This window comes from Xylanivirga thermophila (assembly GCF_004138105.1).
Classification (GTDB): Bacteria; Bacillota; Clostridia; order Caldicoprobacterales; family Xylanivirgaceae; genus Xylanivirga; species Xylanivirga thermophila.
The window spans coordinates 17544-37982 of record NZ_RXHQ01000027.1 but is presented as its reverse complement, the minus strand read 5'-3'; the positions used below and the strand labels follow the sequence as shown (position 1 = coordinate 37982).

38 protein-coding genes are annotated in these 20439 nt (G+C 38.7%); all 38 read left to right on the top strand.

The features are described from left to right. Positions 1–566 (top strand): EF-Tu C-terminal domain-related protein (locus tag EJN67_RS11060; RefSeq protein ID WP_243641294.1); only part of this gene is annotated, 566 nt, incomplete at its 5' end. 312 nt (positions 567–878) lie between these two features. Next, on the top strand, positions 879–1187 hold the full coding sequence (gene rpsJ, locus EJN67_RS11055; RefSeq protein ID WP_129724370.1) for a 30S ribosomal protein S10: 309 nt from the start codon (positions 879–881) through the stop codon (positions 1185–1187). A gap of 16 nt (positions 1188–1203) precedes the next feature. Beyond that, positions 1204–1833, top strand: a complete 630-nt coding sequence (gene rplC, locus EJN67_RS11050) for a 50S ribosomal protein L3 (protein WP_129724368.1) — start codon at positions 1204–1206, stop codon at positions 1831–1833. A gap of 30 nt (positions 1834–1863) precedes the next feature. Continuing rightward, positions 1864–2487: a 50S ribosomal protein L4 gene (rplD, locus tag EJN67_RS11045; RefSeq protein ID WP_129724367.1), complete on the top strand. Its 624-nt coding sequence runs from the start codon at positions 1864–1866 to the stop codon at positions 2485–2487. After that, complete coding sequence (gene rplW, locus EJN67_RS11040; protein WP_129724366.1) at positions 2487–2780, top strand: 50S ribosomal protein L23; 294 nt, start codon at positions 2487–2489, stop codon at positions 2778–2780. The genes rplD and rplW overlap by 1 nt, the downstream gene beginning before the upstream one ends. Before the next feature lie 21 nt (positions 2781–2801). Next, positions 2802–3629: a 50S ribosomal protein L2 gene (gene rplB, locus EJN67_RS11035; RefSeq protein ID WP_129724365.1), complete on the top strand. Its 828-nt coding sequence runs from the start codon at positions 2802–2804 to the stop codon at positions 3627–3629. Positions 3630–3665: 36 nt separating this feature from the next. Further along, on the top strand, positions 3666–3950 hold the full coding sequence (rpsS, locus tag EJN67_RS11030; RefSeq protein WP_129724364.1) for a 30S ribosomal protein S19: 285 nt from the start codon (positions 3666–3668) through the stop codon (positions 3948–3950). 33 nt (positions 3951–3983) lie between these two features. Then, positions 3984–4358: a 50S ribosomal protein L22 gene (rplV, locus tag EJN67_RS11025; RefSeq protein WP_243641295.1), complete on the top strand. Its 375-nt coding sequence runs from the start codon at positions 3984–3986 to the stop codon at positions 4356–4358. A 17-nt stretch (positions 4359–4375) separates the two neighbouring features. After that, positions 4376–5056 carry a 30S ribosomal protein S3 gene (gene rpsC, locus EJN67_RS11020; protein WP_129724362.1) on the top strand — a complete coding sequence of 227 codons (681 nt, stop codon included), beginning with the start codon at positions 4376–4378 and terminating at the stop codon, positions 5054–5056. Continuing rightward, positions 5043–5477 carry a 50S ribosomal protein L16 gene (gene rplP, locus EJN67_RS11015; RefSeq protein WP_129724361.1) on the top strand — a complete coding sequence of 145 codons (435 nt, stop codon included), beginning with the start codon at positions 5043–5045 and terminating at the stop codon, positions 5475–5477. Before rpsC ends, rplP begins: the two co-directional genes overlap by 14 nt. Next, positions 5467–5670: a 50S ribosomal protein L29 gene (gene rpmC, locus EJN67_RS11010; protein WP_129724360.1), complete on the top strand. Its 204-nt coding sequence runs from the start codon at positions 5467–5469 to the stop codon at positions 5668–5670. The genes rplP and rpmC overlap by 11 nt, the downstream gene beginning before the upstream one ends. A 22-nt stretch (positions 5671–5692) precedes the next feature. Then, positions 5693–5956 (top strand): 30S ribosomal protein S17, encoded by a 264-nt coding sequence (gene rpsQ, locus EJN67_RS11005; RefSeq protein WP_279387727.1) that lies wholly within the window; start codon positions 5693–5695, stop codon positions 5954–5956. A gap of 31 nt (positions 5957–5987) precedes the next feature. Then, positions 5988–6356, top strand: coding sequence for a 50S ribosomal protein L14 (gene rplN, locus EJN67_RS11000; protein ID WP_129724359.1), 369 nt, complete (start codon positions 5988–5990; stop codon positions 6354–6356). A gap of 18 nt (positions 6357–6374) precedes the next feature. Beyond that, the gene (gene rplX / locus EJN67_RS10995) at positions 6375–6710 is read left to right on the top strand and encodes a 50S ribosomal protein L24 (protein ID WP_129724358.1); all 336 of its coding nucleotides are present in this window, start codon (positions 6375–6377) and stop codon (positions 6708–6710) included. 24 nt (positions 6711–6734) lie between these two features. Then, positions 6735–7277, top strand: coding sequence for a 50S ribosomal protein L5 (gene rplE / locus EJN67_RS10990; RefSeq protein ID WP_129724357.1), 543 nt, complete (start codon positions 6735–6737; stop codon positions 7275–7277). A gap of 16 nt (positions 7278–7293) precedes the next feature. After that, positions 7294–7479 carry a type Z 30S ribosomal protein S14 gene (locus EJN67_RS10985; RefSeq protein ID WP_129724356.1) on the top strand — a complete coding sequence of 62 codons (186 nt, stop codon included), beginning with the start codon at positions 7294–7296 and terminating at the stop codon, positions 7477–7479. Between the two features lie 27 nt (positions 7480–7506). Beyond that, a complete protein-coding gene (gene rpsH, locus EJN67_RS10980; RefSeq protein WP_129724355.1) occupies positions 7507–7905 on the top strand; it encodes a 30S ribosomal protein S8 in 399 nt (132 codons plus the stop codon). 40 nt (positions 7906–7945) lie between these two features. Then, complete coding sequence (rplF, locus tag EJN67_RS10975) at positions 7946–8488, top strand: 50S ribosomal protein L6 (RefSeq protein ID WP_129724354.1); 543 nt, start codon at positions 7946–7948, stop codon at positions 8486–8488. Positions 8489–8506: 18 nt separating this feature from the next. After that, complete coding sequence (rplR, locus tag EJN67_RS10970; RefSeq protein WP_129724353.1) at positions 8507–8875, top strand: 50S ribosomal protein L18; 369 nt, start codon at positions 8507–8509, stop codon at positions 8873–8875. Between the two features lie 13 nt (positions 8876–8888). Beyond that, a complete protein-coding gene (gene rpsE / locus EJN67_RS10965) occupies positions 8889–9389 on the top strand; it encodes a 30S ribosomal protein S5 (protein WP_129724352.1) in 501 nt (166 codons plus the stop codon). Between the two features lie 13 nt (positions 9390–9402). Then, positions 9403–9588 (top strand): 50S ribosomal protein L30, encoded by a 186-nt coding sequence (gene rpmD / locus EJN67_RS10960; protein ID WP_129724351.1) that lies wholly within the window; start codon positions 9403–9405, stop codon positions 9586–9588. A 15-nt stretch (positions 9589–9603) separates the two neighbouring features. Then, on the top strand, positions 9604–10044 hold the full coding sequence (gene rplO, locus EJN67_RS10955; protein WP_129724350.1) for a 50S ribosomal protein L15: 441 nt from the start codon (positions 9604–9606) through the stop codon (positions 10042–10044). Beyond that, positions 10045–11307 (top strand): preprotein translocase subunit SecY, encoded by a 1263-nt coding sequence (gene secY / locus EJN67_RS10950; RefSeq protein WP_129724349.1) that lies wholly within the window; start codon positions 10045–10047, stop codon positions 11305–11307. It abuts the gene before it with no gap. Positions 11308–11319: 12 nt separating this feature from the next. After that, the gene (map, locus tag EJN67_RS10945; RefSeq protein ID WP_129724348.1) at positions 11320–12069 is read left to right on the top strand and encodes a type I methionyl aminopeptidase; all 750 of its coding nucleotides are present in this window, start codon (positions 11320–11322) and stop codon (positions 12067–12069) included. A 10-nt stretch (positions 12070–12079) separates the two neighbouring features. After that, a complete protein-coding gene (locus EJN67_RS10940; protein ID WP_129724347.1) occupies positions 12080–12361 on the top strand; it encodes a KOW domain-containing RNA-binding protein in 282 nt (93 codons plus the stop codon). A 16-nt stretch (positions 12362–12377) separates the two neighbouring features. Next, positions 12378–12596: a translation initiation factor IF-1 gene (infA, locus tag EJN67_RS10935; RefSeq protein ID WP_129724346.1), complete on the top strand. Its 219-nt coding sequence runs from the start codon at positions 12378–12380 to the stop codon at positions 12594–12596. A gap of 16 nt (positions 12597–12612) precedes the next feature. Beyond that, positions 12613–12726, top strand: coding sequence for a 50S ribosomal protein L36 (gene rpmJ / locus EJN67_RS10930; RefSeq protein ID WP_016205879.1), 114 nt, complete (start codon positions 12613–12615; stop codon positions 12724–12726). 23 nt (positions 12727–12749) lie between these two features. Further along, positions 12750–13121 carry a 30S ribosomal protein S13 gene (gene rpsM / locus EJN67_RS10925; protein ID WP_129724345.1) on the top strand — a complete coding sequence of 124 codons (372 nt, stop codon included), beginning with the start codon at positions 12750–12752 and terminating at the stop codon, positions 13119–13121. A gap of 12 nt (positions 13122–13133) precedes the next feature. Then, complete coding sequence (rpsK, locus tag EJN67_RS10920; protein WP_129724344.1) at positions 13134–13529, top strand: 30S ribosomal protein S11; 396 nt, start codon at positions 13134–13136, stop codon at positions 13527–13529. A gap of 18 nt (positions 13530–13547) precedes the next feature. Further along, entirely contained in the window at positions 13548–14174 is a 627-nt protein-coding gene (gene rpsD / locus EJN67_RS10915) for a 30S ribosomal protein S4 (RefSeq protein WP_129724343.1), read from the top strand. A gap of 77 nt (positions 14175–14251) precedes the next feature. Further along, on the top strand, positions 14252–15202 hold the full coding sequence (locus EJN67_RS10910; RefSeq protein ID WP_129724342.1) for a DNA-directed RNA polymerase subunit alpha: 951 nt from the start codon (positions 14252–14254) through the stop codon (positions 15200–15202). A 14-nt stretch (positions 15203–15216) separates the two neighbouring features. Beyond that, complete coding sequence (locus tag EJN67_RS10905; protein ID WP_129724341.1) at positions 15217–15729, top strand: bL17 family ribosomal protein; 513 nt, start codon at positions 15217–15219, stop codon at positions 15727–15729. A gap of 139 nt (positions 15730–15868) precedes the next feature. Continuing rightward, the gene (locus EJN67_RS10900; RefSeq protein ID WP_129724340.1) at positions 15869–16708 is read left to right on the top strand and encodes an energy-coupling factor transporter ATPase; all 840 of its coding nucleotides are present in this window, start codon (positions 15869–15871) and stop codon (positions 16706–16708) included. Continuing rightward, a complete protein-coding gene (locus EJN67_RS10895; protein ID WP_129724339.1) occupies positions 16693–17547 on the top strand; it encodes an energy-coupling factor transporter ATPase in 855 nt (284 codons plus the stop codon). Before EJN67_RS10900 ends, EJN67_RS10895 begins: the two co-directional genes overlap by 16 nt. 2 nt (positions 17548–17549) lie before the next feature. Further along, positions 17550–18356 carry an energy-coupling factor transporter transmembrane component T family protein gene (locus EJN67_RS10890; RefSeq protein WP_129724338.1) on the top strand — a complete coding sequence of 269 codons (807 nt, stop codon included), beginning with the start codon at positions 17550–17552 and terminating at the stop codon, positions 18354–18356. Between the two features lie 12 nt (positions 18357–18368). Beyond that, the gene (gene truA / locus EJN67_RS10885; RefSeq protein ID WP_129724337.1) at positions 18369–19121 is read left to right on the top strand and encodes a tRNA pseudouridine(38-40) synthase TruA; all 753 of its coding nucleotides are present in this window, start codon (positions 18369–18371) and stop codon (positions 19119–19121) included. Between the two features lie 247 nt (positions 19122–19368). After that, the gene (locus tag EJN67_RS10880) at positions 19369–19947 is read left to right on the top strand and encodes a VanZ family protein (protein WP_129724336.1); all 579 of its coding nucleotides are present in this window, start codon (positions 19369–19371) and stop codon (positions 19945–19947) included. Further along, positions 19934–20323 carry a hypothetical protein gene (locus tag EJN67_RS10875; protein ID WP_129724335.1) on the top strand — a complete coding sequence of 130 codons (390 nt, stop codon included), beginning with the start codon at positions 19934–19936 and terminating at the stop codon, positions 20321–20323. The genes EJN67_RS10880 and EJN67_RS10875 overlap by 14 nt, the downstream gene beginning before the upstream one ends. The last annotated feature ends 116 nt before the right edge of the window (positions 20324–20439 follow it).

Here is a 20439-nt window from a genome sequence, read left to right as displayed (position 1 = left end):
ATAAACCTTTCTTGATGCCAGTAGAGGACGTATTCTCCATAACAGGTCGTGGAACAGTTGCAACAGGTAGAGTAGAGAGGGGAATGCTTCATACATCTGATACAGTAGAGATAGTAGGCTTGGCAGAAGCACCTAAGCAGACAGTAGTAACGGGTGTAGAGATGTTTAGAAAGACCCTTGATGAAGCAGTTGCAGGTGATAACATCGGTGCACTACTACGTGGTGTACAGAGAGAAGACATAGAGAGAGGTCAGGTACTTGCAAAGCCAGGTAGTATACATCCTCATACCCACTTTAAGGCAGAGGTATATGTATTAACCAAGGAAGAGGGAGGAAGACATACCCCATTCTTCAATGGATACAGACCCCAGTTTTATTTGAGAACAACAGACGTAACAGGAGTAATTGACCTACCTGAGGGAGTAGAGATGGTAATGCCAGGAGATAATATTACCATGACAGTAAAATTAATAACTCCAATAGCAATAGAAGAAGGACTAAGATTTGCTATACGTGAAGGTGGAAGAACAGTAGGTGCAGGTGTAGTTGCTAGCATTATAGAATAATTTATGTCATCCTTCAGATATTTTATATCTGAAGGATGCGCATTTATAATAAAAATACTTGCTTTATTTATAGTTTTATTATAAACTATAAGAGTTGTGTTTTTTGTTTTTAATGGGATGATGTAAAAGGTTGCCGGGCACAGGCCTGGGGAATTTTTACGGACTAAGTCCGTTATCAATCGGGCGACTATAATCCTGAGTTTAGAGTCGCAAAAAAATATTATTGCGGCACACGCGGCTAAGTGTATACAGGATTGGTTGATTGCCCTATTGCATTCAAAGGAATGCTTTTATAAAGTAAGGAGGGAAAACATGGCCAATCAAAAAATAAGAATTAAATTAAAGGCATACGATCATACGCTCATAGATCAATCAGCTGCAAAAATAGTAGAAACTGCAAAAAGAACTGGTGCTAAGGTATCTGGCCCTATTCCGTTGCCTACAGAGAAGGAAGTAGTTACTATTTTGCGCGCTCCGCACAAATATAAGGATGCTCGTGAACAGTTTGAAATGAGAACGCATAAACGTTTGATCGATATTCTAAGTCCTACATCGAAAACTGTTGATTCGCTGATGAGATTAGATCTTCCAGCAGGAGTAGATATTGAAATAAAACTATAGAACGGAGGTTGGAACGATGAAGAAGGCGATTCTGGGCAAAAAGCTTGGAATGACCCATGTCTTCGCTGAAGATGGTACTGTAATACCTGTAACAGTTGTAGAAGCTGGTCCTTGTGTAGTTACTCAAGTAAAGACAGAGGATAAAGATGGCTATAAAGCGTTGCAGGTAGGCTTTGACGATATAAGGGAAAAGCTAGTAAACAAGCCAGTGAAGGGTCATTTTGAAAAAGCAAATGTACCATATAAACGCTATCTTAGAGAATTAAGACTTGAAGATACAAAAGATTACCAAGTAGGTAGTGAAATAAAAGTAGATTTATTCGCCGAAGGCGATAAAATAGATGTAACTGGCAGAAGCATAGGTAAAGGATATGCTGGTGTAATTAAGAAATGGAATGCACATAGAGGACCTATGGCTCATGGTTCTAAATATCATAGAAGAGTAGGTGCAAAGAGTGCCGCTAGTTACCCATCTAGAGTATTTAAGACTAAAAAAATGCCTGGACGTTTAGGAAACGAAAAAGTTACCATTCAAAATTTGGAAGTGGTAAAAATATATCCAGATAAGAACTTAATGTTGGTAAAGGGTTCAGTACCTGGCGTAAAGGGCAGCTTACTATATATAAAAGAAACGGTTAAGAGATAGTAGAGGATGCATGGAAAGGAGGAGAAAAATATGCCTAAAGTAGCTTTATATCATATGGATGGTAGTGTAGCAGGAGATATTGAATTAACTGATGAAGTGTTTGGAGCAGAGATAAATAAAGAGCTTTTACATCAGGTAGTAAAAATGCAATTAGCTAATAAAAGACAGGGGACACAATCTGCCTTGACCAGATCAGAAGTAAGGGGAGGCGGAGCAAAACCATGGAGACAGAAAGGCACAGGGCGTGCAAGACATGGTAGTATTCGCTCACCCATATGGATCAAAGGTGGCGTGGTTTTTGCACCAAAGCCGAGAGATTACAGTTATACATTGCCTAAAAAAATGAGAAGATCAGCATTAAAAAGTGCTCTATCATCCAAGGTAGTTGAGGATCAAATAGTTGTATTGGATTCCTTAGAACTATCTGAGGCAAAGACAAAGCAAATGGCTAATGTTCTTAAAAATTTGAATGTAGATAAAAAGGCATTGTTAGTTATAAATGGTAAAAATGAAAATATAGAAAGAGCGGTGCGTAACATTCCTGGTATTAAGTTGGCATTTGTTAACACCATAAATGTTCTTGATATATTGAATTATGATAAGTTTATCATTACGCAAGATGCTGTTCGCCAGGTAGAGGAGGTGTACGCATAATGAAAAGCCCTCAAGATATTATTATAAGACCAGTATTGACAGAGAAGAGTTATGATCAGCTGGCAGATGGGAAATATACCTTTTTAGTAGATATTAAAGCTAATAAAACCGAGATTAAATGGGCTGTAGAACAAATTTTTGATGTGAAAGTACAAAGCGTTAATACCATTCGTCAGGTGGGTAAATTAAAAAGACTTGGAGTACACGTTGGCAGAAGGCCATCATATAAGAAAGCCATTGTACGATTGACGCCTGATAGTAAAGGTATTGAATTCTTCGAAGGAATGGCATAATAAGGAGGAGGGATTATACAAATGGCTGTAAAAACCTATAAACCTACCTCTCCTGGCAGACGTCATATGACGGTTTCTACTTTTGAAGAAGTGACCAAAAAAGCTCCAGAGAAATCATTGGTAGTTACTCTGAAGAACACTGGAGGTAGGAATGCACACGGTCATATAACTGTTCGCCATAGAGGTGGCGGAGTAAAAAGAAAATACAGAATAATAGATTTTAAACGGGACAAGGATGGTATTCCGGCTAAAGTATCTGCTATAGAATATGATCCAAACAGGAGCGCATATATTGCTTTATTAAATTATGCTGATGGTGAGAAAAGATATATTATAGCTCCTAACGGAATAAAGGTAGGGGATACTATAGTATCTGGTGAAGATGCTGATATAAAGGTAGGCAATGCATTGCCTCTTAAGAATATACCAGTTGGTACTATCATTCATAATGTTGAGTTGTATGCAGGAAATGGTGGACAATTAGTAAGATCCGCCGGTAGTTCTGCCCAACTTATGGCTAAGGAAGGTAATTACGGACAGATACGTTTACCTTCAGGTGAAGTGAGAATGGTAAGACTTGAGTGTAAAGCAACAATTGGGCAGGTAGGTAATGTAGAACATGAGAATATATCCATTGGTAAAGCAGGACGAAAACGTCATATGGGTATAAGACCTGGTGTACGTGGTTCTGTTATGAACCCTGTAGATCACCCACATGGTGGTGGTGAAGGTCGTGCGCCTATTGGAATGCCCTCTCCTGTTACACCTTGGGGTAAACCTACTTTGGGTTACAAGACTCGTAAAAAGAATAAAGAGAGCGATAAATACATTGTTAAGCGTAGGGCTTAACTCTAGGTAGACAGTGTTTGAAAGGAGGCATTATTTGTGAGCCGTTCAGTCAAAAAAGGACCTTTTATTGAAGAAAGCCTAATAAAAAAGATTAGACAACTTAATGAAACTAATAAAAAGACAGTAATAAAGACTTGGTCCAGAGCCTCGACTATTAGTCCAGAGATGGTAGGACATACGATCGCTGTCCACGACGGCAGGAAGCATGTTCCTGTATATATAACAGAAGATATGGTAGGGCATAAATTAGGCGAATTTGCTCCTACTAGGACATTTAGAGGCCATAGCGGAAGTAGTGAAAAGTCTACTGCACTTAAGTAGCATTGGGAAGGAGGAAGACAAGTGGCAACAAGGATCAAAGAAAAAGCAAAGGCCCGGAGGGAGAATAAAGACAAGCGTCCCACTGCCACTGCTAAATACGTCCGTATTTCACCCAGAAAGGTCAAAATTGTAATTGATCTTATAAGGGGTAAGAGAGTGGACGAAGCACTGGCCATATTGCAAAATACCCCCAAAGCAGCTTCTCAACCGGTTATCAAATTAGTGAATTCGGCAATCGCTAATGCTGAGAACAATCTGGGTTTAGATAGAAACGATTTGTATGTAGCAGAGATATTTGCTAACCAAGGACCTACATTAAAGCGCATAAGACCCCGTGCAATGGGGAGAGCGGCTAGGATTCGGAAAAGAACTAGTCACATAACTGTTGTGCTTGATGAATTGCAATAATAAGGAGGGATAGGTAAGTGGGCCAAAAAGTGAATCCCCATGGTTTAAGAGTGGGTGTAATCAAAGATTGGGATGCAAAATGGTATGCTTCTAAAAAAGATTTTGCCGATACATTGATAGAAGATACTAGATTGCGTGAAATGTTGAAAGAAAAATTATACAATGCTGGCATCTCTAGGATAGAGATAGAGAGGGCTGCTAATAGGGTAAAGGTTAATATCTTCACAGCAAAGCCTGGTATAGTAATAGGCCGTGGCGGCTCTGGAGTTGAAAGCCTTAAAAAAGATATAGAGAAACTTACCAATAAAAATGCGGTAATAAATATAGTAGAAGTAAAAAATCCTGATATAGATGCTCAATTGGTAGCAGAAAATATTGCGGCACAATTGGAACGCAGAATATCATTTAGACGGGCTATGAAACAGTCTATATCACGTGCCATGAAACAAGGTGCTAAAGGTATAAAGACTATGGTTTCAGGTCGATTGGGTGGTACTGAAATTGCACGTAGTGAAGGATACCATGAAGGTACCATACCTTTACAGACTTTAAGAGCGGATATTGATTATGGTTTCGCAGAAGCCAATACAACCTATGGAAAATTAGGTGTAAAGGTATGGATATATAAAGGAGAAGTCCTTCCTAAAGCCAAAGAGAGACCGGTAGCGGAGGGAGGAAAGAAAAATGTTAATGCCTAAGAGGGTAAAGTATAGAAAGCAACACCGGGGAAGAATGAAGGGCGTTGCCACAAGAGGAAATACCATTACCTATGGTGAATATGGATTGCAGGCTTTAGAGCCATCATGGATTACAAGCAACCAGATTGAAGCAGCACGTATAGCTATGACCCGGTATATTCGTAGAGGCGGAAAGGTATGGGTCAAGATATTCCCCGATAAGCCAGTTACTGAGAAACCAGCTGAGACCCGTATGGGTAGCGGAAAAGGATCTCCTGAATATTGGGTTGCTGTAGTAAAGCCTGGTAGGGTAATGTTCGAAATTGCGGGTATACCTGAAGATGTGGCAAAAGAAGCATTAAGGCTGGCTTCCTATAAACTGCCCGTTAAATGTAAGATTGTTAAAAGAGAAGAATTGGGTGGTGAAGGTAATGAAAGCTAATACATTCAGAGATATGACAAATGAAGAGTTAGATGGTAAGCTGACTGAGCTTAAAGGAGAATTATTTAACCTTCGCTTTCAGTTGGCAACAGGACAGCTGGATAATCCCATGAGGATTCGTGAAGTGAAGAAGGACATTGCCCGTGTTAAGACCATTCTTCGTGAGAGAGAAATTAAAGCTGCTCAAGCTTAAGTGGTGAAAGGAGGAATATCGGGTGACTCAGCAAGAAAGAGGCAATCGGAAAGTACGTATAGGTACTGTAGTCAGCAATAAGATGGATAAAACTATTGTAGTAGCTATAGAGACCAGAGTAAAGCATAAGTTATACGGCAAGATAGTGAAGAGGACTACCAAACTAAAGGCACATGATGAAAACAATTCATGTCAGATTGGCGATAAGGTTAAGGTTATGGAAACCAAACCAATGAGTAAAGAGAAGCACTGGCGTGTAGTAGAGATAATACAACGTGCCCAGTAATGAGTCCCATAGGTGAAAGGAGGGTAATGTTATGGTTCAGCAACAAACCCGTTTAAAAGTAGCCGATAATACTGGTGCTAAAGAGATAATGTGTATTAGAGTTCTAGGGGGTTCTTTTAGACGGTATGGGAATATAGGAGATGTTATAATTGCTTCTGTTAAAGACGCAACGCCCGGCGGTGTTGTTAAAAAGGGAGATATAGTTAGGGCTGTAGTTGTAAGGTCGACCCAAGGAATTAGGAGAAACGATGGATCTTATATAAAATTTGATGATAATGCAGCCGTTATTATAAATGATGCAAATCAACCCAGAGGAACTCGTATATTTGGACCTGTGGCTAGAGAGCTTAGGGAAAAAGATTTTATGAAAATTGTTTCCTTAGCCCCCGAAGTAATCTAAGAAGGAGGTGGCTATAAGATGGCAGAAAATAGACAGAAGATGCAGATAAAAAAAGGCGATACGGTGGAAGTTATTTCGGGTAAAGATAAAGCTAAAAAAGGTAAGGTGTTATCAGTACTACCTAAAGAAGGCAAAGTAATAGTAGAAGGAGTTAATATTCTTACCAAGCATCAAAAAGCCAGGGGGATAGATCAACCTGGTGGTATAATCCATCAAGAAGGTCCTATCTATGCTTCAAAGGTTATGGTGGTATGCAATAAGTGCAATAAAAAAACCAGAATAGCTAAAAAGATATTAGAGGACGGGTCTAGAGTACGCGTTTGTAAACAATGCGGAGAAATATTTAATGACTAACGCTTTTGAAGGGAGGTAACGATAATGCCGCGTTTAAAAGACTTATATGAAGAGCAAGTTGTACCAGCAATGATGGAAAAGTTTAAATATAAGAGCGTAATGCAAGTACCCAAGATAGAAAAGGTAATAATCAATATGGGGGTAGGCGATGCTAAGGAAAACCCCAAATTTTTAGAGAGTGCGGTAAACGATTTGACCATCATTACTGGCCAAAAGCCTATGATAACTACCGCCAAAAAGTCGGTTGCTGCATTTAAGGTTAGACAGGGCATGAAAATTGGTGCTAAGGTTACTCTAAGGGGCGATCGAATGTATGAATTTACAGATAAGTTGTTTAATGTGGCGCTACCTAGGGTAAGGGATTTTAGGGGTGTTTCTGTAAAATCATTTGATGGACGGGGAAATTATTCCTTAGGCATAAAAGAACAGCTTATTTTCCCTGAGATCGATTATGATAAGGTTGAAAAGGTTCGTGGCATGGATATAGTATTTGTTACTACTGCACAAACCGATGAAGAGGCATTTGAATTGCTCCACCTTTTAGGTATGCCTTTCGCACAAGTCTGAAAAGGAGGGAAAGCAAATGGCTAAAAAATCTTTGAGAATAAAGCAACAGAGAAAACCTAAATATTCCACTAGAGCATATAATAGATGTCGTATATGTGGGCGTCCACATGCATATTTGAGAAAATATGGTATATGCCGTATATGCTTTAGAGAATTAGCATATAAAGGTCAAATCCCAGGCGTCAAGAAGGCAAGCTGGTAATAGGAGAGCTGGAAGGAGGTAAAGAATATGTCTATGACCGATCCCATTGCTGATATGTTGACACGTATCAGAAATGCGCTGGTGGTAAAGCATGAAACGGTTGATGTTCCGGCTTCGAATGAGAAAAGAGCTATTGCCACCATTTTAGCAGAAGAAGGCTATATAAATGGCTTTACTGAGATAGATGATAAGAAACAGGGTATTTTAAGGTTAAACTTAAAATATGGACCTAATAATGAAAGGGTAATATCAGGTCTTAAAAGGATTAGTAAACCAGGACTTAGGGTATATGCTAGAAAAGATGAGATACCCAAAGTTTTAGGAGGACTAGGTATTGCAATATTATCTACATCGAAAGGTGTAATGACCGATAAAAAGGCTCGTCAAGAAGGCGTTGGCGGCGAAGTTTTATGTTATATTTGGTAAGGTGTACACTTAACATCTTGAAAAGGAAGGCGGTGTGAATATGTCGCGAATAGGAAATTTACCTATAGAGTTACCTAAGGGCGTAAGCGCAGTTGTAAATGAAGATAATACAGTTGTTGTAAAAGGCCCAAAAGGTGAGCTAACACAAAAAATTCATAAAGATATGCAAATAATAATCAAAGATAATGTTATAGAAGTTAAAAGACCCAGCGAGGCCAAAGAGCATAAGTCATTGCATGGCCTGAGTCGTACTCTTATAGCCAATATGGTTGAAGGGGTGACAAAAGGATTTTCCAAGAATTTGGAGATAAATGGCGTGGGTTATAGGGCACAAAAACAAGGCAAGAAGCTTGTACTAAATGTAGGGTATTCCCATCCTATTGAAATAGAAGAAGATGGTGGCATTGTTTTTGAAGTTCCAGCGCCTAACAAAATCACAATTAATGGGATTGATAAGCAAAAGGTAGGAGCTGTAGCAGCCCAAATACGTAGTACAAGACCACCGGAGCCATATAAAGGCAAGGGTATAAAATACGAAAATGAGCGTATTATTCGTAAAGAAGGTAAAACTGGTAAGAAATAAAGGAAGGAGTGATACAGGGTGATATTAAAAACAAGTAAAAATGAAGCGAGACAAAAAAGGCACGCCCGTGTACGTCAAAAATTATCTGGTACTGCAGAGAGACCCCGTTTTAATGTTTTTAAGAGTGATAAACATATATATGTTCAAATAATAGATGATGTGACCGGTCGGACCCTGGTATCTGCTTCCACAATCGACCCTGAGTTGAAAGGTAAAATAGCAGATAAGACTAAGACAGAAGCTGCTACCCTTGTCGGCCAGTTAGCTGCTCAAAGGGCTTTGGACAAACAGATTTCCAAGGTGGTATTTGATAGGGGCGGTTATATATATCATGGTCGTATAAAGGCAGTAGCTGATGGTGCACGTCAAGCTGGATTAGAGTTTTAAAGGAGGGTAATAGATGGAGCGAATTGATGCCAGCACGTTAGACCTGAAGGAAACGGTAGTCAGCATTAATCGTGTTGCTAAAGTTGTAAGAGGAGGACGAAACTTTCGCTTTAGCGTTGTTGTGGTAGTTGGAGATGGTAATGGTTATGTAGGCGCAGGTACTGGTAAAGCAGCAGAAATTCCTGAAGCTATACGAAAGGGTATAGATGATGCTAAAAAACATCTAATAAAGGTACCCATGGTAGGTACTACTATACCTCATGAGGTAGTTGGTGAGTTCAGTGCTGCAAGGGTGCTTATGAAACCGGCCAAAGAAGGTACTGGTGTTATAGCAGGTGGACCTGTTCGTGCGGTATTAGAAGCAGCCGGTGTTAGAGATATAAGAACCAAGTCTTTAGGCTCCAATAACATTAACAACGTAGTTAATGCTACTATAGAAGGATTAGAACGACTCAAAACTGTAGAAGATATGGCCCGATTACGTGGCAAGACGGTAGAAGAGATTTTAGGTTAGGGAGGGAACAGCAGTGGCTAAGCTGAAGGTTACCCAAGTTCGTAGCACAATAGGTTGTTTAGACAATCAGATTGCTACATTAAAAGCACTAGGGCTAAGAAAAATAGGAAGTACAAAGATCCATGAAGATACCCCAGTTATCAGAGGCATGATAGGGAAGGTATCACATCTTGTGTCTGTTGAAGAAGTTGACGAATAAAAGGAGGTGAACCCCTTGAAGATACATGAATTGAAGCCTGCAGAAGGGGCTGTAGTATCCCCTAAAAGGGTTGGACGCGGTACCGGTTCTGGGCTTGGAAAAACCTCAGGAAGGGGACACAAAGGGCAAAAGGCCAGAAGTGGCGGTGGTGTGAGACCTGGCTTTGAGGGCGGTCAGATGCCACTTAGCCGTAGATTACCCAAACGAGGTTTTACCAATATATTTGCCAAAGTTTATTCTGAGGTAAATCTTGCCCAACTCGAAGTATTCGAAGAAGGCACTGTAGTAACACCTGATCTTCTAGTTGAAAAGGGGATTATAAAGAAACTAAATGATGGGGTAAAGATTTTAGGAGATGGCGAAATTTCCAAAAAGTTGATCGTAAGAGCTCATAAATTTAGTAAAACAGCTCAGCAAAAAATTGAGGCTGTTGGGGGAAAGGCAGAGGTGATGTAAGTGTTTGACACCTTGAAAAATGCCTGGCGCATAAAGGATATAAGACAGAAGATCATATTTACCATTGTTATGTTATTTATATACAGGGTTGGAACATATGTTCCCATTCCTGGTGTGGATAGTAGCTATATACAGGCGATTGTGGAAAAAGGTGGCCTTTTAGGTTTCTTTGATATGATCACAGGTGGTGCCTTTGCAAACTATACTATTTTTGCTATGGGTATTACACCATACATTAATTCATCTATTATTATGCAGCTTTTAACGGTTGCTATTCCAAAGCTTGAAGAGTTAGCCAAGGAAGGCGAGGATGGAAGAAAGAAAATTGCCCAGTATACACGATATGTTACAATTATTTTAGCATTTATCCAATCATTGGGTATAACCTATGGTTTGGCAAGAGGCGCTATAGTAGGTGGAACATTTTTCAGCTATTTTCTAGTTGCCCTTACGCTTACAGCTGGTACTGCATTTCTTATGTGGATGGGAGAGCAGATTACCGATAAAGGAATAGGTAATGGTATATCATTACTTATATTTGCGAGTATAGTTTCCCGTTTACCAGTAGCGATAGCTACGACTATCCAAAGGACTTTTGTAGCTAAAGTACAATCTGTATGGTCATTACCCCTTATAATTGTATTCGCAGTACTGTTAATAGCAGGTGTAATATATGTAGATTTAGGGGAAAGGCGTATTCCTGTTCAATATTCTAAGCGTGTGGTAGGAAGAAAAGTATATGGTGGGCAGAGCACACATATTCCAATGAAGGTAAATGCCTCAGGAGTGCTCCCAATTATATTTGCCATATCCATTTTGTCCTTCCCTCAGACAATAGCATTATTAGTTCCCAATAGTGGGTTTGCTAACTGGGTAGGCTCTCATTTTAATCAAGGGTCGGCATTATATGCCATTATTTATGGTTTGCTTATTATATTCTTTACCTATTTTTATACTCAGATTACCTTCAACCCTGTTGAAATTGCTAATAATTTAAAGCAATATGGCGGGTTTGTTATGGGTATAAGACCAGGCAAACCAACGGCAGAATATTTATCAAGAATTTCAAATAGAATAACCTTCGTAGGCTCATTATTCTTGACAGCTATAGCTATAATACCTATAATAGCTTCTGCAGTAGCAAAAATACCTATGTATTTTGGAGGAACTGCGATATTAATATTAGTAGGTGTAGCTATGGAAACCTCAAGAGAATTGGAATCCCAAATGCTTATGAGGCATTACAAAGGTTTTTTAAAGTAGGGTGATAACTATATGATCATTCTAAAATCAAAAAGAGAATTGGAATGGATGAGAGAGGCTGGAAAGATAGTGGCAGGCGCCCATGAAGCGGTGCGCAAAGCTATTGCTCCTGGTGTTACTACTAAGGAACTTGATAGGGTAGCAGAGGAGTATATAGTAAGGCATAATGCCACTCCCGCCTTTAAAGGGTATGGAGGTTTTCCAGCCAGCATCTGTGCCTCCATCAATGAGCAGGTCATACACGGGATTCCTGGTGACGCTACTTTAAAAGATGGGGATATTATAAGTGTTGACATAGGTGCATTTTATAACGGATATTGTGGAGATGCAGCAAGGACACACCCTGTAGGAGACGTATCACCTGAAGCCATAAGACTTATGGAAGTAACCGAGCAATCCTTTTTTGAGGGGATTAAGTTTGCTTCTCCGGGTTATCGTCTTTCAGATATATCCCATGCTATACAAAGATATGTAGAACGCAATGGATACTCGGTAGTTAGAGAATTTGTAGGTCATGGAATAGGACAGAATATGCATGAAGATCCCCAAGTACCTAATTATGGTCGTCCAGGGAAAGGTATAAGGCTTCGTCCAGGATTGGCATTGGCAGTAGAGCCAATGGTAAATCAAGGAGGACATGAGGTACGTACCCTTAAGAATGGATGGACAGTTGTTACAGTAGATGGCTCACTATCTGCCCACTATGAAAATACAATAGCTATAACTGAAGGTCAACCTGCTATAATGACTCTAGAGGAATAGGTGTTGTATTATGGATAGTATATATGAATTGGCAATAGGGCAGGTGGTTATGGCCACTGCTGGAAGGGATAGGAACAAATTCTTTGTAGTCATTGGCATAATAGATGATGAATATGTATGGATAGCTAATGGACGGAATAGAACTTTAGCTAATCCTAAGAAAAAGAAAATCAAGCATCTCAGGCCAACTAAGGAATTACTTTCTCCAATAAGGGGAAAAATAATAGATGGTAAACCAATTTTTGATTCGGAAATTCGTAAGGCATTGCAGGCGTTGGGATATGAGGAGTAAGGAGGGTGGTTATAGCTTGTCTAAGGAAGATGTAATTGAAGTTGAAGGCACGGTGGTTGAAGCCTTGCCAAATGCCATGTTTCAGGTTGAACTTGAAAATGGCCACAAGGTATTGGCACATATATCTGGGAAGCTTAGGATGAATTATATAAAAATTTTACCTGGCGATAAGGTAACTTTGGAATTGTCGCCCTATGATTTAACTCGTGGTAGGATTGTTTGGCGCGGTAAGTGATAAGGAGGTTTGCGCAATGAAGGTTAGACCATCTGTAAAACCTATATGTGAAAAATGCAAGATTATAAGACGTAAAGGTAAAGTAATGGTAATCTGTGAGAATCCGAAACATAAACAAAAACAAGGCTAAATGATGAAAATGGAGGTGTAACGATGGCACGTATTGCCGGTATAGATTTGCCCCGTGATAAGCGAGTAGAAGTAGGACTCACCTATATATATGGTATAGGGCGTTCGAAGGCTAATGAGATATTAAAAGCTACTGGGGTAAACCCTGACATCAGGGTAAATGATTTAACTGAGGATGAAGTTGCAAAACTCAGGGATTATATTGATAAAAATGTAAAAGTAGAAGGCGATTTACGCAGGGAGGTATCCCTTAATATAAAGAGGCTTATGGAGATCGGATGCTATCGCGGTGTCAGGCATAGAAAGGGATTACCAGTAAGAGGACAGAGTACAAAGCAAAATGCCCGTACACGTAAAGGACCAAAACGGGCTATCGGTGGCAAAAAGAAAAAGTAAGGAGGGTAACGAATGGCAAAGCAAAAAGCGCGTGGTAGGGTGAAACGTCGTGAGAGAAAGAATATAGATCATGGCGCTGCACATATCCATTCAACTTTTAACAATACGATAGTGACCATAACCGATGCTGCTGGCAACGCCATATCTTGGTCTAGTGCTGGTGGATTGGGCTTTAGGGGATCAAGAAAAAGTACTCCTTTTGCTGCACAGACAGCAGCAGAAACTGCAGCTAAAGCAGCAATGGAGCATGGATTAAAGACGGTTGATGTATATGTCAAGGGACCAGGGGCTGGCCGTGAAGCTGCTATAAGATCATTACAGGCAGCTGGTTTAGAGGTTACACTTATAAAGGATGTAACTCCCATACCCCATAATGGGTGCCGTCCGCCTAAAAGAAGAAGAGTATAAAGTTTGGAGGTGTAATATATGGCAAGATATACAGGTTCGGTATGCCGACTATGCCGCCGCGAAGGTACCAAGCTATATCTGAAGGGCGATCGCTGCTATTCTGACAAATGCGCCATTTCCAAGAGGCCTTCAGCCCCAGGACAGCATGGACAGAGTAGGAGAAAGGCTTCAGAGTATGCACTGCAGCTTCGTGAAAAGCAAAAGGCTAGAAGAATATATGGCGTAATGGAACAGCAATTTAGAAATTATTTTGAAATAGCAGAACGGATGAAGGGTGTAACAGGTGAAAATCTATTACAGCTTTTAGAGAGAAGGCTGGATAACGTAGTATATCGTCTAGGATTTGCTTCTTCCAGAGCACAGGCTAGACAATTTGTATTGCATGGACATATTACTGTTGATGGGAAAAGGGTGAATATTCCTTCATATTTAGTGGATCCAGGTCAAGTAGTCGCTGTTGCTGAGAAGAGTGCTAGTTCTATGGATTTCTTTAAAGATCTAAAAGAGCAAGGAGCACAAACAGTACCAGCCTGGTTGCAGGTTGATTATGAGAAACTGGAAGCTACAGTAGCATCATTGCCTGCCCGTGAAGATATAGATGTGCCTATCGAAGAGCACTTAATAGTTGAGCTGTATTCTAAGTAATAGATATAAGTTTATAGAATCAGTTACCCTCACGATAAGGTTTGTATTAAAAAGGTTTTATGAGGAGGGTTTATCAAATGATTGAAATAGAAAAGCCTAAGATAGAGATAGTGGAGACAAGTCCAGATGACACATATGGTAAATTTGTAGTAGAGCCCTTAGAGAGGGGATTTGGTACTACTTTAGGTAATTCCTTAAGGCGAGTACTACTCTCTTCACTTCCTGGGGCAGCTGTCACAGCTGTAAAAATAGATGGCGTGCTTCATGAATTTTCTACTATTCCAGGGGTTAAGGAGGATGTAGTAGAGATAATATTGAATCTTAAGGAATTGGCCATTAAAATGTATACTGAGGAGCCTAAGGTTATTACTGTAAATGCCCAAGGACCAGCTGAGATTACTGCAGGTGATATAATAACCGATGCTGACGTAGAGATAGTAAACCCTGAACACCATATAGCATCTCTCAATGAGGATGCAAAGCTATATATGGAAATAAGCGTACAAAAGGGCAGGGGTTATGTGCCATCGGAAAAGAATAAAAATCCAGGTCAGCCTATTGGAATTATACCAGTAGACTCTATCTTTACGCCTATAAGGCGAGTGAATTTTAATATAGAAGATACCCGTGTAGGACAGGTAACGGACTATGATAAGCTAACTTTGGAAGTATGGACCAATGGTACTATAAAACCAGATGAGGCTACGAGTTTGGCTGCAAAGATTATAAATGAGCATTTGATGCTATTTATAGATCTAACAGAGCATGTAAATGATGTAGAAATAATGGTGGAAAAAGAAGAAGATAAAAAAGAAAAGGTATTGGAAATGACCATAGAGGAGCTGGACCTTTCCGTACGTTCATACAACTGTCTAAAGAGAGCAGGTATAAATACTGTTGACGAGCTAACTCAGAGAACAGAAGAAGATATGATGAAAGTTAGAAATCTTGGTAAAAAATCTTTGGAAGAAGTTCAGCAGAAGTTAGCTGGTTTAGGTCTCAGCTTGCGGAAAAACAATGAAGAATAAGAAGGAGGGATAATATGGCAGGATATAGAAAGCTAGGCAAACCAACTGATCAGCGGGATGCCCTTTTGCGCAACCAGACAACTGCCCTTCTGTGGCATGGAAAAATAAAGACTACTGAGCATCGTGCTAAGGAAGTACGCAAGATGGCTGAAAAGATGATCACCCTTGCAGTTAATGAATATGATAAAACAGAGAAGATAACAAAAGAAGTAAATAACGAAAAAGGTCAGACTGTTACTTTAGAAGTAACAAATGACAGTCCTTCCAAGTTAGCTGCAAGGCGTAAAATGATGGCCTATCTATATGATGTAAAAGAGCCTAAAAAGAAGGATGAGAGCAAATCCGACTATAAAGAGCGTACGAAAGATATAGAATATCCTTTAATAGAAAAATTATTTAACGAATATGGGCCTAAATACAGAGAAAAGAACGAAAAGCAATCATGTGGCGGTGGATATACTCGCATAATAAAACTTGGGCCTAGACGTGGCGACGGTGCAGAAGAGGTTATTATAGAGTTGGTGTAAATGTATATAAAAAATACGGATTAAGTTAATAGCTTAATCCATATTTTTTATATAAAGCAATATCTCCAACATCCAATCCAATAACAATAAATATAAAATTGGATTGAGAGTTATTTTATTAGAGAATGGGGAGATTGTTATGGAGCCCATTGTAAAAATCCGCGATTTACATTTTGAATATACAAACTATGAGGAGCAAGAAATAGCCGCACTAGATGGGGTGAATTTGGATATACAACAGGGTGAGTTTGTTGTTATAATAGGGCATAATGGCTCTGGCAAGTCTACCCTTGCTAAGCATATAAATGCCATTTTAAAACCCAGCCGGGGTGAAATATGGGTAAAAGGGCTAAATGTCCAAGATGAATCTAATATGTGGGAAGTGCGCCAAAGTGCAGGTATGGTATTTCAAAATCCAGATAATCAATTGGTGGCGACAGTAGTAGAAGAAGATGTGGCATTTGGACCTGAAAACCTGGGTATACCACCTAAAGAGATAAGAGAAAGGGTGGATGAAGCATTACTTGCCGTCGGTATGGAGAAATATTCTAAAACCAGTCCACATTTTTTATCAGGCGGCCAGAAACAGAGAGTAGCCATAGCCGGAGTATTGGCAATGAAACCAGAGATAATTATTTTAGATGAACCTACTGCCATGCTTGACCCTGCAGGTAGGCGGGAGGTACTTGATACCGTAAAGGAACTGAATGAAAAGGAAGGCATAACAGTTATTCATATAACCCATTATATGGAGGAAGCGGTAGATGCCGATAGGGTAGTGGTGATGGATCATGGCAAGATACTCATGCAGGGCACTCCAAGGGAGATATTCTCACAGGTTGATAGGTTAAAGGAGATAGGACTTGATGTGCCACAAGTTACAGAACTTGCATATGAACTCAATAAGGAAGGCTTAAAAGTCCCATGCAATATTTTAAAGATAGAGGAGTTGGCAGATATATTATGTCAATACAAATAGAGCATTTAACGCATATTTATATGGAAGGTAGCCCTTTTGCCTCAACTGCCATATCGGATATCAATCTGGAAATAAATGATGGAGAATTTATAGGCTTGATAGGACATACTGGGTGTGGAAAATCTACTCTTATTCAACACTTAAACGGCCTTTTAAAACCTACTTCAGGGACTATACGGATAGATGGGATAGATATAGCCTCTATGGGTCGAGATCTAAAAAAAGTAAGACAGAAGGTAGGTTTAGTATTTCAATACCCTGAATATCAGCTTTTTGAGGAAACAGTATATAAGGATATAGCATTTGGACCTAAAAATTTAGGATTGCCCGATGATGAAATAGATGCAAGGGTAAGGGAAGCTATGGAACTTGTAGGATTGGATGAAAAAAAAGTAGGTGAGAGATCTCCATTTGAACTAAGTGGAGGTCAAAGGAGGCGGGTGGCTATAGCTGGAGTGCTAGCTATGAAACCGGAAGTATTGATACTTGATGAACCAGCAGCAGGCCTCGATCCTAGGGGTAAGCATGAGATATTAAGTCAGGTCAAGATGCTCCATGAAAAATATGGACTTACTATAGTATTGGTATCCCATAGTATGGAAGATGTAGCTAAATTGGTACAACGCATAATTGTTATGAATAGTGGGAAAGTGGTTTTTGATAGTACTCCAAAGGAAGTATTTTCCCATGCTAAAGAGCTTGAGGATATGGGCCTTGATATACCACAGATAACCAAGTTAATGAAAGAACTTACTTTAAGGGGTATGGATGTACCTGAGGATGTATATACAATTGAGCAGGCAAAAGAGATATTATTAGATAGGATAAGGGGGAGATAGGGATGCTTAAAGATATTACTATAGGGCAATATTTCCCCGGGAATTCACCTATTCATCTGCTAGATCCTAGAGTGAAGATAGCCCTTACGTTTTTGTTCATTATAATTATCTTTTTCATAAAAACATATATTGGTTATGGATTGGCGTTTGCCTATTTGGCTTTTGTAATAATTATGTCAGGTATACCTTTTAGATATATATTGAAAAGCTTAAGACCACTGATGTTTATCATTATACTTACATTTATCATAAATATATTTTTTACTCCAGGTGAAAATGTATTATTTACTATATGGAGGCTTAAAGTTACTCAGGAAGGTTTGAATCAGGCTATATTTATGGCACTTAGGCTGGTATTTTTAGTTGCTGGAACATCCCTTTTGACTTTGACTACGTCTCCAGTGGATTTAACAGATGGATTGGAGCTTATATTTGATCCATTAAAGGTTATACATTTTCCCGCCCATGAACTTGCCATGATGATGACCATAGCTCTTAGGTTTATCCCTACACTTTTGGAAGAAACGGATAAAATAATGAAGGCACAGATGGCAAGGGGAGCTGATTTTGAGAGTGGTAATATTATGCAACGTGCAAAGAGCCTAGTGCCCCTTTTGGTCCCACTATTTATAAGCGCATTCAGAAGGGCGGATGAACTTGCTATGGCTATGGAGGCTAGGTGCTATAGGGGAGGAGATAATAGAACCAGGATGAAGACCCTAAAGACCGAGAAGAGGGATTATATAGCTATAGCCATAAGTGTTGCATTATCAGTTATTATTTTGCTTGATAGTCATTTTATGATATAGGCGGGAATTTGGATGAAGAATATAAAGCTTATAGTCGAGTATGATGGTACTAATTATGGGGGATGGCAGAGGCAAAAAAATGCTCCATCGATTCAAAAAATTATGGAAGATGGAATATATGCTTTGACTGGAGAAGAGGTCGATATTATAGCCTCTGGTAGAACGGATAGCGGAGTGCACGCCAGAGGCCAGGTGGTTAACTTTAAAACCAGTTCCACTATCCCCCCAGAGAGATTTTCATATGCATTAAACGCAATGCTTCCTTCGGATATAAGGATAAAAGGATCAATGGAAGTACCAGAGAGCTTCCATGCAAGATATGATGCAGCAGGTAAGCATTATAGCTATAGCATTATATCATCACAACAAGGTATAGCTATAGGTAGGCAATACTATTATCATATAAGGGGAAGTTTAGATGTATCAGCTATGGAAGAGGCTGCTAAACATTTTGTTGGTACGTATGACTTTAGCGCTTTTAGGGCTACAGGCGGGAGCGTTAAGACATCCATACGCACCATATATAAAAGTTATATAGAATGGCGGGAGCCGTATATCTACTATCATGTTACAGGCAGTGGCTTTTTGTATAATATGGTACGTATCATAGTTGGAACACTTATAGACGTTGGCAGGCACAAACTAAGGCCTGATGATATTCATAGTATTATAGACTCAAAGGATAGGAATATGGCCGGACCTACGGCTCCTCCGCATGGATTATGCTTAGAAGAAGTTTATTATAAAAAAGAAGACTTGTTATAGATGAGCTTTCATACCTATTTAAGTATGGAGGCTCATTTTTTGTATTTAATCCTACTATATTGACAAAAATTCCTATATATTATAATATTATAATAGTATTTGTTGGATATATTTATAATAATGGTCCATATATTTACTTTATTAGATAAAATTCGACACAAAATGTGGTTATTTTGGGAAATGACAGATTGGCAGAAAATATATTATATTAAAGGAAGTGGAATAAATTACATAAGGAGGACTATTTATGTTTGATTATTTCTCTTTTATACTAATGACATCTATATATTTGATTATATCTTGTATAAGGGTATTAAATATAAGGAAAAAGGGAAAATGTATAAATTTCAAAAGGGAATTACTTAGATGTATGTTTTTTATATACTTATTTGCGGTGATTTCAGTTACTATTTTCCCTCTTACGATTGTTATTACTGAGGATACTAGTAATGAAATAAAGAGAAGGGCATATGTAAACTTCATACCATTTAATTTTATCCGTGATTATGCAAATATACGCTCTGCTAAGTTGTTTATAAAAAATGTAGTTGGAAATATCATATTATTTATTCCATTTGGATTATTCTTACCAGCTATATGGGAAAAGTGCCGTAATTTCCCCACATGTTTGCTTTTGGGTGCATCTACTTCAATTTGTATTGAATTTTTACAATGGCTATTAGCTATTTGTAATCTAAATATGGCAAGAGTTACTGATATAGATGATGTTATATTAAATACAACCGGGGTAGTATGTGGATTTTTTCTGTATAAATTTATCATGCATATTAATAAGGAAGGGGATTTTTTAGATGAAAGATTATAAATTATCTAAATATGTTTTTAGTTTAGGGGTTGCTGTTTTAGTATTTACTTTTGTAGTGTCAATAGTAAATGCATATTCGGGGGATTTCTCGTTTGATATAATAGCTTCTGTCCAAGGTTCTTATAAACACACACTTGCAAGTAATAAGGGGGTTACAATTACTAGTGAGGCTGATACATATACTAATTCTTATGATGATTCAGATCATAAAGAAAAATATAATATAGGTTTGAAAAGAAAGGGCAGTTTATGGCCTGAAACGACAAGTTATATTAGTGCAGATGGTTATCTACATACATGTAAAATTCCTGGAACTGTTATGTATTTATGTAAAAAGTTCCACATGGCAAGATCATCTCAATATATTGATGTGTGAGTTTAAATTGATGTAAAGTAATCACTATATGTATAATGATTTTATTTGAATGTCTATATTATATATAAAGTAGGCATATTTTTATATTATAATGATATAATATAAAAGAAGACTAT